The sequence below is a fragment of the Reichenbachiella sp. genome, assembly GCF_039941815.1.
GTDB lineage: Bacteria > Bacteroidota > Bacteroidia > Cytophagales > Cyclobacteriaceae > Reichenbachiella.
The window spans coordinates 382877-397895 of record NZ_JBDVDW010000032.1; the positions used below are offsets into that span (position 1 = coordinate 382877).

The window sequence follows — 15019 nt, forward strand, 5'->3', positions numbered from 1 at the left end:
TGCTTTTTGAAGCTTCAATTTACGCAGAAATTACTGAACTTCCATAAGTTCAAAAAAGCTACTTCACACAATATTCATTAATGGAGGCTTTGATTAATTGCAGGAATAGAGGATTTTTATCCTATGCATATGATTCAAAAAGAGATGGTACTCAATCCGCACGCCAGAGGGTTTCATTTGGTCACAGATGAGATCTTGGCCTTCGTACCGGAGATCAAAGCGTGGACAGCCGGAATGCTGCAGGTATTTATCAAGCATACTTCAGCCAGTCTAACTATCAATGAAAATGCAGATCCTACGGTAAGAAAGGATTTTGAAAGTCATTTCAATGAGTTTGTACCAGAAGATGCTCCGTATTACCAACACACCTATGAGGGTTCGGATGACATGCCTGCACACATCAAATCTTCGCTCTTGGGAAGTTCAGTGTCTATTCCAATTTCAAATGGCCGCCCCAATCTAGGCACTTGGCAGGGGATATATCTTTGCGAACATAGAAACTATGGTGGAGGCAGGCAATTGGTCGTGACGGCATTTGGCCAGTAGTTATTCCAATTTGATCATGCGATGATAGATCGTTTCGCCAACTTCGATGTTGATAATATGCATCCCCGGCAGGAGATCCAACTGCAACGTTAGAAACCGGATTCTCTTTACTTCTGACTCGAATCTAATATTGAACATCAATCTGCGATTGACATCTATAATTTTGGCAGAAATGGAGCCCAAACCAATAGTATTTGCAGAGTGTCAACTAACAGGAGTTCAATGCAGGCTTTTCAATGCCTTTCAAAATCGAAATGTCGAGTAAAACCCCTTTAAACTCCGATCTTTTTTATTCTATAGAATTGTAATAAATCAATGCGGAACATCATGTGGTATTTTACGAATCGGTCCGTGGCTGAAGTTTGTTTAGTTGATCCTGACCTTTTGGATGTATTGCTTATTTCCGATGGTTATTTTGACCAGATAAATACCTGCGTTCAATCCTAAGTCTGAAGACACGAACTTAATTCTATCCATTTCTAACTCATAGGGTAAATTCAAGGTTAAATTGCCCGAAAGGTCAAAAAGCACTGCTGCCACATATACACCATCTGAGGCTGTGGTAGAAACATAGAAGTTTTCACTGGAAGTCAGTGGCATTGGATATAGGTTTAGCTGTTCGCTTTTGCCCAAATGAAAATTGACTTGTTTGACCGGAAAGAATTCGTTTTTGCCGTCATAATCTACTTGCTCAAGTTGGTAATAATATACTCCGTTTTGAGAAGGAAAGTCTTTGATTGAATAAAACATAGGTTCATTGGTCGTACCGTTTCCGGCTTCCCATTCAATGAGTTCGAAATCCAATCCATTGGTAGATCTGTAAATGTTGAAATGATCGTTGTTGATCTCTGTGGCTGTTTTCCAACTGATCTGAACATGGTCGAGAACGGCATCTACATTAAACGAAATCAGTGTCACTGGTAGAGAAGAGCAGGCAGATCCACAACACCCTCCCGAGCCTCCACTACATCCTTCTTCAGCACCGCCAGTCACTACAGGGTCTCCACCGCTATAGGTTCCACCTACGACCATGCCCCCTCCATCAATAGTGGCGCTGCCCCCTCCGGAGTTGTCAAAATCACCTTCTACTTCTATTGTCCCTCCACCTTCTGCAGTAGTACTTCCGCTACCACCATTGTCATAATTTCCACCGACCAGTATCGAGCCAGCGTTGCTCACTTCAAGTATCTCTGCTCCTGCATTGTCAAAATCACCGGTGATCACTACATGCGAAGCGTTGATATACATTTCATTGTTTTGGACATCTCCTTTTACATCCAGGGTTGTGTTACTATTGAGATAAAGTTTACCTCCACCATTCATGATGACTGCGTTTTGGCCAGTAGTACTTACATATCCTACGCCTACATCTAAATCTGAGTCGCTGACTGTACTTGTGCCGCTATCTACATCTAGCGTGCCCCCTACAGTAAGAGTTGAGCTTGTCACGGTGGCTTCTTCCAATTCTAATCCTCCGGTTCCTGTTGTGGTAATAGTTGAATTTGAAATAGTCATGGTACTTAAGTTAGTTGTCATTGAAGCCAATATAAGGTTGCTGTTGATAATAGAAATGTCCGAACCAGAAAAACTGGCTGAGCCGGTTGCGTTCAGCGTGACACCAGTCATAGAAAAGTCTCCGCCACCTGCAGTATTAAATGTACCGGATACCGTATATGTGCCTCCAGTTAGTGTGTTGGTGCCGTTGCCGTCTGTGAAAGCACCTAGTGAGACATTACCACCAGTAGCTATAATAGAACCTGTCCCTCTTACAGTCAATGTCCCTGTCACTGTCATAGTAACTCCTGTATTGACTGTTAGGGTGTTTCCGTTTACTGTAAGATTTCCCGTGGTCGTACAATCACTTGCAATGGTCCCACTGGTGGGGCACTGGCCAAAAGATAAGTTTATTCCTATAATGCTGGCAATCAAGGCTAATAAGCCTTTCAGTTCTATTGTCTTCTTTCCCATTTCTCTATCTGCACTTTTTGTTTTGAACATTGGACAGAATATGTACGACGTTCAGGTGCAAAAGAGATTTAAAAAGGGTCTATTGAGTTAATTTATTCGATGAATTTCGAAAAATATCCGATAAGTGCTACGAAAATGAAATCCAAATACGAAAAAAGCATTTACATATTAGAATAATTCAATTTAATGCGCTTCGAGCCAATTATCGCCCTTGCCCATACCGACTTCCATAGGTACATCAATAGGGATCGCATTTTTCATGAGATTTTCCACTTTCTGCTGGAGTACATCTAATTCATCTTTATGTGCGTCGAATACCAATTCATCATGTACCTGCATGATCATTTTGGATTGTAGTTTTTCCTTTTTCATCCAATCATGAATATTGATCATGGCCACTTTGATGATATCAGCAGCACTACCCTGAATCGGAGCATTCACAGCATTGCGCTCCGCAAATCCTCGGACAGTCGCATTTCTTGAATTGATATCTCTGAGATATCTCCTTCTTCCAAGGATTGTTTCCACATATTCGTGCTCCTTGGCAAAATTGACCTGATCATCCATGTACTTCTTGATATTAGGAAATTGGGCAAAGTAGGACTCAATGATTTCAGCAGCCTCTGTTCTTGATATGCCAATATTTTGAGACAGCCCAAAAGCGGATATACCATAGATCAGACCGAAGTTGACCTCCTTGGCTTTTCTTCTGATATCTGGTGTCATTTCTTCCATAGGTACATCAAAAACTTTTGACGCTGTAGTAGAGTGAATATCCTGACCGTTTTTGAATGCAGCTATCATCTGCTCATCTTTGGCAAATGCAGCTATGATTCGAAGTTCTATTTGCGAGTAATCTGCTGCGAACATTGTAAAGTCTTTACCTCGTGGCACAAAGGCTTTGCGGATTTCCCGCCCCTTGGCGGTCCTAATGGGGATATTTTGAAGATTAGGATTATTGGAGCTGAGCCTGCCAGTAGCAGCCACTGCCTGTCGGTAATCTGTATGAATCAGTCCATCCTTCTTACTGATCAAAAGCGGAAGCGCATCTACATAGGTCGACTTCAACTTTTGATACTCTCTAAACTCAAGAATTCGCTCGGCAATCTCATGCTCAGGCGCCAGCTTAGATAAAATTTCTTCTCCAGTCGCATATTGTCCTGTTTTGGTCTTTTTAGGTTTATCAACCAGATTCATTTTATCAAATAGAATTTCTCCCATCTGCTTTGGAGAATTTATATTGAATTCCTGACCCGCCAGTTCGAAAATTTTATCCTGAGCCACTACACTCAGTTCGTTGAGCTCCTTGGACATCACCCCCAGCACCTCTGTATCTATTTTTACCCCCGCGTATTCCATATCCGCCAGCACTATACTCAAGGGTTCTTCGACTTCGTGAAGTAGCTTATCCAAGTCTCTAGCTTCGATTTCTTCAGCCAATTTATGCTTTAGTTGAAGTGTAACATCAGCATCTTCAGCGGCGTACTCTACCACTTCACTGACTGGAATATCGCGCATGTTTTTCTGCGATTTCCCCTTACCAATAAGGTCCTCAATCGGTATCGCGGTATAGTTTAAGTAGTTCTCAGCCAGCACATCCATTTTATGCCTGGATTCAGGATCAATCAGGTAATGTGCGAGCATGGTATCAAACATTTTGCCTTTTACCTCCACACCATAGTTTTTCATGACCTGAATATCATACTTCAGGTTTTGCCCAATTTTAAGAATCTGCTCATTCTCCAAAATCGGTCTGAACTCCTCTACAATTTGCTGAGCTTCTTTTTGATCATCAGGAATGGGGACATAATAAGCCTCACCAGCCATATAGGCAAACGCGATTCCCACGAGCTCTGCTTCTTCCGGGTTGACGCTTGTAGTCTCAGTATCGAAGCAATATTCCTCTTGCAAGGACAAATATTTTATCAATGATTGTCTAAGGGCGGGTGTATCCACACAATGGTAGTCATGCTTGTGATTTTTAGCACTTTTCTTTTCTTCGACACCTAGCGGATTTTGAGATGCAGTAGTGACGGGGGCATCTCCAAATAAGCCGAGTTGACTTGGTACTGCCTCCTTTTTCTTAGAAGTAGCCGGACTCGCACTGGAGGTGGCCGTAGGAGTTTCCGTAGTGTCAAATATTCTCTTCAGCATGGTACGAAACTCAAGCTCATCAAATATTTCTCTGACCTTAGCTTCATTTGGGTCTATATGCACCAAATCTTCTTCGTCAAATTCGAGCGGCACATCTATTTTGATCGTGGCTAACTCTTTTGACATGATCCCTTGCTGGCCAAACTCCTCCACTTTCTCTTTCATCTTTCCTTTCAGATCGGCGGTGTTTTCTAGTAATCCTTCGACTGTACCGTAGGCTTGCAAAAACTTGATGGCCGTCTTTTTTCCTACTCCTGGTATGCCAGGAATATTATCGGCTGCATCCCCCTCCAGCCCAAGAATATCTCTCACCTGGTCTACCCGTTCTATTTCGAACTTAGCTAGCACCTCCGGTATTCCTAGAATATCCACACCGTTGCCCATGTAAGCCGGCTTATATAAGTAGATATGATCCTCTACCAGCTGCGCAAAGTCCTTGTCCGGTGTCATCATATACACCTCAAACCCTTTGCGAGCAGCCGCCTTAGCAAAGGTCCCAATTACATCATCTGCTTCAAACCCATCGAGCTGAAGGATAGGGATATTGAAAGCCTTAAGAATATCTTTTATTATAGGTGTAGCGGTACGAATATCTTCTGGAGTCTCTTCTCTGTGCGCCTTATAAGCAGGAAATTGCTCGTGTCTAAAAGTTGGTGCGCTGGTGTCGAATGCCACCCCAATGTGCGTAGGCTTTTCTTTTCGAAGAATCTCTAGCAATGAATTGACGAAGCCAAATACAGCGCTCGTATTCATCCCTTTTGAATTTATCCTCGGGTTTTTGCTAAATGCAAAATGTGCACGATAAATGAGGGCAAAAGCATCTAGTAGGAATAGTTTCTTCTCAGGTTTACTCATGTAAGTAAAGGTAAGAAAATGATTAAAAGATTAGCCGAGAAGGTAGAAATTTACTGCCCGCTAAGATTCAAAAATGGTAACAAATGTCCGGCAAATTTAACGGCCCAGGTCATAGGATAGCCCCATAAGATACTGCTCAACCACATGTACTTGATGATGTCGTTCCTTCTTCCTCCAAATGCATTCACTAATATGGCTCCTCCCAGTGGAGATAGTAGAACCGGAGTGAGAAAGGAGAGCCCCGGTACTCCATACTTTAGCCATAGCATCACATATTTTCTGTTCTTCTTAGAAAACACCCTTTTATCCTTAGAGGTAAAAACACGCTGACTGAAATGTCGAATATGCGTACCAAAATAGGTGAATAGGTAAACTGTAGTCATCATTCCCAGTATGGTAAGTGTCCCTGTGAGGAAAACGCTGTACCCAAAAGAAGCGCCAAAAACGGGACCGAATACGAATTTGATTCCGCTGGAACTGTAGATTAGTAGATACTTTAGTATTTCCTCTAGCATTTGAATTTGCAATTATGAAATGTAAAATTAGTCTTGCCTGTTTGATTTAGACGAAAAACAATGACTTTTGTGCTCTTATTTTGAAAATGATTATGGAGCCAATAGATATAGAACTTTTAAAACAACTCTGCGGAATTTTTGCTCCATCAGGAAACGAATCAGCTCTGACGAAATATCTGATTGAATATGTGGAAACACAGCAGGACAACTGGAAGACAAAACCTGAATTGATCTACGGTGAAGAATTTCAAGATTGCCTGATCCTAAAGTTTGGAGAGCCTACTACTGCAATTTTTGCGCATTTAGATTCTATCGGTTTTACCGTAAGGTATGAAAATCAATTGGTACCAATAGGAGGGCCAGAAGTGGAATCTGGTGATCTACTCGTAGGGCATGATGCAATGGGTCCTATCGAATGTAAAATCAAAGATGAAGACGGACACCTCTTTTACGACTTTGGTCGTGGAATAGAGTCTGGCACAGATCTCGTTTATAAATGTGACTTTAGAGAAACAGAAGAATATTTTCAATCCTGCTACATAGACAATCGACTTGGAGTATACAATGCACTCAAAGTCGCAGAAACGCTGGAAAATGGACTGATTATTTTCTCTTGTTGGGAAGAGCACGGAGGTGGTACAGTATCATTTCTGTGTAAATGGATGTATGAAAAGTACAAGGTAAAACAAGCGCTGATATCGGACATTACCTGGATTACTGACGGGGTCACCCATGGTCAGGGTGTGGTAGTCTCCTTGCGAGATTCAAGTATTCCCAGACGTGAATATGTAGACAAAATTATAGCGTTAGCTGAAGCGTCTGGCGTACCTTATCAAATAGAAGTGGAGAGAAGCGGGGGTAGTGATGGGCGAGAAATCCAGCAGTCGCAGTACCCTATAGACTGGTGTTTTGTCGGTGCTCCGGAGGACTACGTGCACACGCCAAACGAATTGGTCCATAAAGCCGATATTACAGCTATGGTCACCCTTTACAAATACCTGATGAATAACTTATAAGATGATTAGAATCGGCGACAAAAATTTTGAAGAGTTTTTAGGTGAATCAGAAATATTGAGCTGCGTGAGAACGCTGGCCAAAAGAATAGATGATGACTACACCAACAAGGAATTATTGATTTTGGGGATACTAAATGGAGCATTCCTGTTTGTAGCTGATTTGACACGGCACATGACATTGGATCCGGAAATTAGCTTTGTGAAATTTGCCTCTTATGAAGGCACCTCCTCTTCTGGTAAGGTAAACGATCTGATTGGCCTACATGAAGACCTTAGAGGCAAACATGTGTTGGTCGTAGAAGACATTGTGGATAGTGGGCGTACACTTTTGCACATTCAAGAGCTACTAAAAGATAAAGGCACCGCTTCTATAGAGGTTGCGACATTATTTTTTAAGCCTGATGCCTACCAACAAAAAATACCTCTTAGATATATAGGAGCTGAGATACCGAATCATTTTGTAGTCGGCTATGGAATGGACTACATGGGTAAGGGTAGAAATCTTACCGGATTGTATCAACTTAGGTCGTGATTAGACGCCGATTTATTTATTATATTTGCCCCCTTTTTACAGAATACTAATATACTCACTAACACATAGATCATGCTAAATATCGTATTATTCGGGCCTCCCGGTGCTGGTAAGGGTACACAAAGCGAAAACATTATTAATCATTATCACTTAGAGCATCTCTCAACTGGTGATTTGTTTAGAAAGCACCTTGGAGAAGGTACGGAGCTCGGAAAAATGGCTCAGAAATACATGGACGCAGGCAATCTCGTCCCCGATGAAGTAGTCATAGGCATGGTGAAAGACAAAATCGCCACAACTATAGATCCACAAGGTTTTATATTCGATGGGTTTCCGCGTACGGTAGCTCAAGCAATAGCCCTGGAAGACATGCTCAACGAATTTGATACATCTATTAGCGGTATGATCGCACTGGATGTGCCAGATGAAGAACTGAAAACAAGATTGCTCGAAAGAGGTAAAACTTCCGGAAGAGCTGATGATCAGGACGAATCTAAGATTGACAATCGAATTCAGGTATATAAAAATGAAACTTTGCCAGTAGCCGAGTTTTATGAAAAACAAGGTAAGTACAACAAAATCCATGGTGTAGGAGCCATAGAAGAGATATATCTGTCAATACGAAGAGTATTAGACGGACTTTAATGTAAATTCACTAGCATTTAAATGACAAAATCCACCAGATAAAATGATGGGTTTTGTCATTTGCTTTTTTCAATAAAAAAAGTGGCATCTTCAAACTTTATAGATCACGTTAAATTTTGCTCTCGCTCGGGAAGCGGCGGGCCAGGATCAGTGCATTTTCGACGAGAAAAACACGTCCCAAAAGGGGGCCCTGATGGTGGCAATGGAGGAAGAGGTGGGCACATTATCTTGCGTGGCAACAAGCAACTTTGGACCCTCCTTCATCTTCGCTATAAGAAACATGCCATCGCTGAGAACGGCAAACCCGGAGAAGGTGGTAATCGCAGCGGAGCGGAAGGTGCAGATATCATAATGGAAGTGCCTCTTGGTACTATAGCCAAGGATGCTGAAACGGATGAGAAAAGAGCAGAAATACTAGAAGATGGACAAGAGATAATCCTGACTCCTGGTGGACGTGGAGGCCTGGGCAATGACAATTTTAAAACAGCAACCAATCAGACCCCTCACTATGCTCAACCTGGAGAAGAAGGCAAGGAAGAATGGATAATTCTTGAACTAAAAGTATTGGCTGATGTTGGATTGGTTGGTTTTCCTAATGCAGGAAAGTCCACATTGCTGTCCGTACTGTCAGAAGCCAAACCTGAGATCGCAAATTATGCCTTCACCACCCTTGTTCCTAATCTTGGAGTGGTAGGATATAGGGACCATAAGTCATTTGTGATGGCGGATATCCCTGGAATCATAGAAGGTGCCGCCGAAGGCAAAGGACTTGGAATCCGATTTTTAAGACACATTGAAAGAAACTCTATACTTCTTTTTATGGTGCCTGCCGATGCTGACAACATCAAAAAAGAGTATGAAATATTACTCAATGAACTAGCAAAGTACAATCCTGAGCTTCTGGATAAGCAAAGAATGTTAGCGATTACCAAATCTGACATGCTCGACGACGAACTCATGGAAGAAATGAAACTGGAACTACCCACCGAGTTGCCAACTATATTTATATCCAGTGTCGCCCAAAAAAACCTTGACCAACTAAAAGATATGATCTGGAAAAGCATCAATGCTTAAACCTGACAACCAACCGATATAATCACTAAAAAACGACATTCTGTCACAGAAAATCTCTTGGCAAAGTAATTGTCGAATAGCTGAAGCAATTAATTGTGAATACAAATGGCAAAAAATAGTAAAAAAGCTGACAAGAAGTCGGAAGAGAAAGAGGTGAAAGGACAAGAAACGACTACCAATGAGTCAACTGTGAAAAACAAAGAGCCGAAAGTAGAGAAACAGCCAAACCTGAGTGCTGAAGAAAAACTTGAAGCTGAGCTCAATGAATCAAAGGATAAATATTTGAGATTGTATTCTGAATTTGAAAACTTCAGAAGACGAACCTCAAAAGAAAAGTTGGAGTTGATAAATACTGCTAACGAAAGCCTGATTCAAACGCTCTTACCGGTACTTGATGACTTTGAAAGAGCGGAGACTTCAATGTCCGCTGAATCGGATGTGAAATTAGTCAAAGAAGGCGTAGACCTTATTTATAACAAGTTTAAAGGAATCCTTGAGCAAAAAGGGGTAAAAAGGATTGAGGCTGACAAGGGGTCAGAATTTGATGTGGAATACCATGAGGCTATCACACAAATTCCTGCTCCTGAGGAAAAGCTGAAAGGAAAAATAGTAGACGTCGTAGAAAAGGGCTATCAGCTCAATGACAAAGTGATCAGATTTGCGAAAGTCGTAACCGGAGCATAATTATGGCAAAAAGAGATTATTACGAGGTACTGGGCTTATCTAAGTCTGCCTCCGCAGACGAAATCAAAAAGGCCTATCGCAAGCTGGCTATCAAATATCACCCGGACAAGAATCCAGATAATAAAGAAGCCGAAGAAAATTTTAAAGAAGCTGCTGAAGCCTATGAGGTGCTGAGCGATCAGCAAAAAAAGCAACGTTATGACCAATTCGGCCATGCTGGAATGGGCGGTGCTGCAGGTGGTGGTTTTGGTGGTGGAGGTATGTCCATGGATGATATCTTTTCACAATTCGGAGACATCTTCGGTGGTGGTGGAGGTGGCGGCAGTCCCTTCGATAGCTTTTTTGGCGGTGGAGGCGGTGGCCGGGGACGAGCACGCAAAGGCACCAATTTACGTATCAAACTTAAATTGACACTTGAGGATATTGCTCATGGTGTAGAAAAGAAAATAAAAGTCAATCGTCTGGTGGTAGCCGATGGCGTCACGTTCAAATCTTGTCCTTCTTGTAATGGCAGTGGACAGGTAAAGAAAGTGGTTAATACCATGCTAGGTCAGATGGTATCTGCGTCTACCTGCCCTACTTGCAACGGAGCTGGACAGAGTATAGACAAGAAACCAAATGGAGTGGATAGCTCCGGGTTGACATACAAAGATGAAGTTATCTCGGTGAAGATACCTGCCGGCGTAGTAGACGGTATGCAGTTGTCCATGTCTGGCAAAGGCAATGAAGCTCCCGGAGGAGGAATGTCCGGAGACCTTCTCATAGTCATCGAAGAGCAAGAAGGAGAAGAGCTCAAAAGAGAAGGCAACAATATTGTCTATGATTTATATCTAAACTTCGTAGATGCAGTATTGGGTACTTCAGTAGAGGTCCCAACTATTGATGGCAAGGTCAAAATCAAAATTGACCAAGGCACTCAAAGTGGTAAAATATTGCGCCTGCGAGGAAAAGGCATCAAGGATATCAATGGATACGGGAAAGGAGATCAGCTCATTCACGTCAATATTTGGACTCCCAAGACATTGTCCAAAGACGAAAAGGAGAAATTGGAGAGCATGAGAAACTCAGATAATTTTACTCCAAACCCTGGAAAAGGCGAAAAAGGCTTCTTCGAAAAAATCAAAGAGTTCTTTTAGACTTCACATATAGTGATGATATAAAGATTCTCTTGTGGGACAGACCTGCGAGAGAATTTTCTGTTTTTATGCCTTTCATAATCTCGTCCTTCTCAGATTAATTTTTGATTTCCGTCGAATCATTCTATTTTCGACGTTTGATTATAGGCATTCAACGAATGAATCCAACCAGAATGATAAAAAATCCGTACGAAGGGACATGCTAAGAGTATATCTTGTTGGTTTGGTGGTGATGGTATTTGGGTTGGATGTGTATGGACAACTAAAAAAGTTCTATACTATTAAGGATGAAGCCACTTTCGACACCGTTGCTTTTTCCCTAAAAGCGACGTCAGGTACCTGTTTTATTTTCCCATCGAAGCATGAAGATCCAGTTACGATATATGGTAATCCATCATTCTCAGAGGTGAATCCTACATTTCATACCGAAGTTACAGGCATGACCAATTACGTCAACTTATTCCTTGAAGACTACAATCAAAAAGGACTGAGCGAAGCCATTACTTATAGCATGTTTGGCAATGAAAAATCAGAGAAAAACTATTGGAAAGTCTTTCTCACCAATCAAAAGGTGTATGATCTGAATTTGAAGTATGGTGTTGGAGACGCCAACTTAGATTTGTCTAATCTTTCAGTTTCAAAGCTAAAGCTCGAATCCGGTAGCGCTAATGTCAAGATCATCTACAACGACAGCTCTATTAACAGGTGCCCAATGGATACCTTCTTGGTAAATGTAGATGTGGGTAATCTGGTGACGAAAAATGTGAATAAGTCCAGAGCTAAGGTAGTAATTGCGGATGTAGGGTTTGGTACTGCAGTCCTCGATTTCAGTGAAGGTGTAAGTGAGCATTGCAAAGTCAACGTAAGTGTCGGCGCAGGCAAATTGAAAATAATAGTACCTGAAAATGACTACCCTGCCATAGTCTATTTCAAAAGTTCTCCCCTGTGCAACATTTCTCTGAGTAAGGCTTTTGAGCAAGTAGACGAAAATGTATATGTAAATCGAAGCTACTCTGCCGATGCCAAAAATTTAATGGAGTTCAACGTAGACGTCGCTCTTGGCAACATCATTTTTGAATACGTGAAGTAATTATTCGCATCCTGTAATATTTCCCTACCTTTAGCTACTCATGTAGTAATATCAAAAATCAATCGTATTGAACTTAGTAAAAATCGATGGAGTCTCCAAGTCCTATGGAGACCATCAGGCACTGGATAATATTGAATTCAGTATTCCCGAAAACAGTATTTTTGGCCTGCTAGGGCCCAATGGCGCTGGCAAAACCAGTCTCATCCGAATCATTACTCAAATCACGATGCCGGACAGCGGACAGGTCTTATTCAAAGGCGTACCGATGACAGCCGAGGACGTACGCAAAATCGGATACCTGCCAGAAGAGAGAGGCTTGTACAAAAAAATGAAAGTTTCTGATCAGCTGGTATTTTTAGCCAGACTCAAAGGAATGAGCAGACCGGATGCCGTAGCTTCCATTCGCTTATGGATGGAAAAACTAGATATTATGGCCTGGCACAACAAAAATGTGGAGGATCTTTCGAAAGGCATGCAACAAAAAATTCAGTTTATAGCCACCGTTGTACACAGCCCATCACTTATCATTCTGGACGAACCCTTCTCAGGATTTGATCCAGTGAATGCCAATCTAATCAAAGACGAAATTCTCGAGCTAAAAGAAAATGGTGCGACCATTATATTTTCTACACATCGAATGGAATCTGTTGAAGAGCTATGTGATCAGATAACCCTGATCCACCACTCAAAAATTTTGCTTCATGGAGCTAAAAAAGACATCAAAAACCAGTTTAGAAACAATACCTTCATCGCAGAACACGAAGAAGATATACCGCTGGCTGCCAACGGGTTTGAAGTACTGAATACCAGCAGGCTTGAGGATAATATTGTCCGATCGGAAGTGCGGATATCAGCGGATAATTCACTGAATGATTTGGCAGGTTTCATTATGTCGAAGACCAAAATCGTCTCCATCAATGAGAAAATCCCATCCATTAATGATATTTTTATTTCAACCGTAAAGCCAGGCCAGTCATGAACAAAATAGGTCTAATTATCGCCCGCGAATATATCGCCAGAGTAAAAAAGAAGTCTTTTATTATCATGACCATTCTAGGCCCTATTCTCTTTGCGGGTATGATGGCAGTCGTATTCTGGTCCGCCACCAGAGAAGGGGATCAAAAACTAATACAAGTCATCGACGAGTCCGGGCTTTTTCAAAACAAGATAGACAACACTGAAACCATTACTTATCAGTTCATCAATGCCGATGTAGAAAAGACCAAACAAGATTTGCTAAATAATGAAGCCATCTTCGGGCTACTTCACATTCCCAAATTGGATTTGGATGACCCCAGCGGCATCAAATTTTATTCCTTGCAAAACCCCGGAATAGCCATAGAAGGTGACATCGAAAAAAGAATTCGCAATATCATCGAAGATGAAAAGCTTTCCAACTCAGGACTAGATCAAGCACTGATAGACAATCTCAGAGCCAGCGTAGACGTGCATACCATCAATCTCTCCGAGTCTGGAGATGAAAGTGAAAGTAATTCTGGGATAGCTTTTGGAGTCGGCTATGTCTCCTCCTTCCTCCTCTATATGTTTATTTTCATCTATGGCATGCAGATCATGCGAGGGGTGACACAAGAAAAAACGAGTAGAATTATAGAAGTGATGATAGCGTCAGTTCGACCATTTCAGCTCATGATGGGAAAAATCATCGGTATAGCAGCAGTAGGCTTGACGCAATTTGTTCTTTGGGCGGTCATGACCACAGCGCTCACCTCAGTGACCACTTCTTTGATGATAGATCGGACAAGTGTAGCCGAGCAGATGGTAGTCCAGACGGCTGAAGATGCTGAAGTAGAACAAATCAAAAATGAAAGCGCTGCATTCGATTTACTAAAAATTACGGAGAGAATAAACCTCCCTGTGATTCTAAGCTGTTTTTTGATTTACTTTCTTGGTGGATATTTGCTATATGGAGCGCTATTAGCGGCTATAGGTTCGGCAGTCGATAGCGAAGCAGACTCGCAGCAGTTTATGCTCCCAATTACCCTGCCTTTGATATTCTCGATGATGATGATCTCTATTGTGATACAAGAACCCCACGGTTCTCTGGCTTTTTGGCTTTCAATTATTCCATTCACTTCCCCAATTATTATGATGATGAGATTGCCGTTTGACGTCCCTTTTTGGGAGCTGGCACTTTCGATATCACTCTTGATTGCGGGATTCTGTAGTACTACATGGATTGCCGGTAGAATCTATAGGATTGGAATATTCATGCATGGCACCAAGGTCAACTACAAGACGCTAGCCAAATGGTTCGTAATGAAAATATAGAAAATCCGCGAAACGCTAATATTATAATTAATGAAATGAAGATGGGGTTATACCTTCACTTTGGCCACCACCTCTTTTACAATCTGACTTAAATGATCTGGACTCACAATAGGCTTCATCACAAACTTAGCAGCACCGGCCTCCATGAGTTCTTTCTCATGCTCCCAATGGGAGGACACCATTATGATCATTGGTTTATGCTCCAGTGCATCTATAGTTGTAAAGCCATTGATTTCGGGCATATCCACATCCAGAAATAACAAGTCTGGCTTCAGCCTATCAATCGCCATCACTCCTTCTATGGGGTTGCTATAGGTACCTAAGAGTTCCAAAAAGTCCACATGCTTGATATACTGTTCAAGTATTTCATTGAACATCTTATCATCATCGATACAAACACAGCTATATTTCACCATATCAATCTTTCAATAGATGCATAAAGATAATCTCTATTGATCAATAATGGGATACCAAATTCATTCTTAATAGAAAAATAATAAACAACGGTATTGTCT

Annotated in this window: 15 protein-coding genes; 10 read left to right on the top strand and 5 right to left on the bottom strand. The window is 41.6% G+C overall.

The window, feature by feature from the left end:
* Window positions 1-123 precede the first annotated feature (123 nt).
* The gene (locus tag ABJF11_RS08920; RefSeq protein WP_348119462.1) at window positions 124-546 is read left to right on the top strand and encodes a secondary thiamine-phosphate synthase enzyme YjbQ; all 423 of its coding nucleotides are present in this window, start codon (window positions 124-126) and stop codon (window positions 544-546) included.
* Here the strand turns inward: ABJF11_RS08920 and ABJF11_RS08925 are convergent, their stop codons facing one another.
* The 4 genes from ABJF11_RS08925 to ABJF11_RS08940 all read right to left on the bottom strand — a co-directional run bounded on the left by ABJF11_RS08925 (window position 547) and on the right by ABJF11_RS08940 (window position 6038).
* The gene (locus ABJF11_RS08925; protein WP_348119463.1) at window positions 547-684 is read right to left on the bottom strand and encodes a hypothetical protein; all 138 of its coding nucleotides are present in this window, start codon (window positions 682-684) and stop codon (window positions 547-549) included.
* A gap of 228 nt (window positions 685-912) precedes the next feature.
* Complete coding sequence (locus tag ABJF11_RS08930; protein WP_348119464.1) at window positions 913-2544, bottom strand: T9SS type A sorting domain-containing protein; 1632 nt, start codon at window positions 2542-2544, stop codon at window positions 913-915.
* A 153-nt stretch (window positions 2545-2697) separates the two neighbouring features.
* The gene (polA, locus tag ABJF11_RS08935; protein WP_348119465.1) at window positions 2698-5523 is read right to left on the bottom strand and encodes a DNA polymerase I; all 2826 of its coding nucleotides are present in this window, start codon (window positions 5521-5523) and stop codon (window positions 2698-2700) included.
* Between the two features lie 50 nt (window positions 5524-5573).
* Window positions 5574-6038 carry a hypothetical protein gene (locus tag ABJF11_RS08940; RefSeq protein WP_348119466.1) on the bottom strand — a complete coding sequence of 155 codons (465 nt, stop codon included), beginning with the start codon at window positions 6036-6038 and terminating at the stop codon, window positions 5574-5576.
* 92 nt (window positions 6039-6130) lie between these two features.
* On the opposite strand from ABJF11_RS08940, the gene ABJF11_RS08945 reads away from it, so the two are divergent.
* From ABJF11_RS08945 to ABJF11_RS08985, 9 genes are all read left to right on the top strand, one after another.
* Complete coding sequence (locus ABJF11_RS08945) at window positions 6131-7054, top strand: M20/M25/M40 family metallo-hydrolase (protein WP_348119467.1); 924 nt, start codon at window positions 6131-6133, stop codon at window positions 7052-7054.
* A 1-nt stretch (window position 7055) separates the two neighbouring features.
* Window positions 7056-7586 (top strand): hypoxanthine phosphoribosyltransferase, encoded by a 531-nt coding sequence (hpt, locus tag ABJF11_RS08950; protein ID WP_348119468.1) that lies wholly within the window; start codon window positions 7056-7058, stop codon window positions 7584-7586.
* Window positions 7587-7658: 72 nt separating this feature from the next.
* Complete coding sequence (locus tag ABJF11_RS08955; RefSeq protein WP_348119469.1) at window positions 7659-8231, top strand: adenylate kinase; 573 nt, start codon at window positions 7659-7661, stop codon at window positions 8229-8231.
* Between the two features lie 81 nt (window positions 8232-8312).
* Window positions 8313-9305, top strand: coding sequence for a GTPase ObgE (gene obgE / locus ABJF11_RS08960; protein ID WP_348119470.1), 993 nt, complete (start codon window positions 8313-8315; stop codon window positions 9303-9305).
* A 105-nt stretch (window positions 9306-9410) separates the two neighbouring features.
* The gene (locus ABJF11_RS08965; RefSeq protein ID WP_348119471.1) at window positions 9411-9989 is read left to right on the top strand and encodes a nucleotide exchange factor GrpE; all 579 of its coding nucleotides are present in this window, start codon (window positions 9411-9413) and stop codon (window positions 9987-9989) included.
* A 2-nt stretch (window positions 9990-9991) separates the two neighbouring features.
* Complete coding sequence (gene dnaJ, locus ABJF11_RS08970; protein WP_348119472.1) at window positions 9992-11125, top strand: molecular chaperone DnaJ; 1134 nt, start codon at window positions 9992-9994, stop codon at window positions 11123-11125.
* Window positions 11126-11324: 199 nt separating this feature from the next.
* Window positions 11325-12215 carry a hypothetical protein gene (locus ABJF11_RS08975; RefSeq protein WP_348119473.1) on the top strand — a complete coding sequence of 297 codons (891 nt, stop codon included), beginning with the start codon at window positions 11325-11327 and terminating at the stop codon, window positions 12213-12215.
* A 67-nt stretch (window positions 12216-12282) separates the two neighbouring features.
* A complete protein-coding gene (locus tag ABJF11_RS08980) occupies window positions 12283-13194 on the top strand; it encodes an ABC transporter ATP-binding protein (protein WP_348119474.1) in 912 nt (303 codons plus the stop codon).
* Entirely contained in the window at window positions 13191-14504 is a 1314-nt protein-coding gene (locus ABJF11_RS08985) for an ABC transporter permease (protein WP_348119475.1), read from the top strand. Before ABJF11_RS08980 ends, ABJF11_RS08985 begins: the two co-directional genes overlap by 4 nt.
* Window positions 14505-14551: 47 nt before the next feature.
* On the opposite strand, the gene ABJF11_RS08990 is transcribed toward ABJF11_RS08985, so the two are convergent.
* A complete protein-coding gene (locus ABJF11_RS08990) occupies window positions 14552-14920 on the bottom strand; it encodes a response regulator (protein WP_348119476.1) in 369 nt (122 codons plus the stop codon).
* Window positions 14921-15019: the final 99 nt, after the last annotated feature.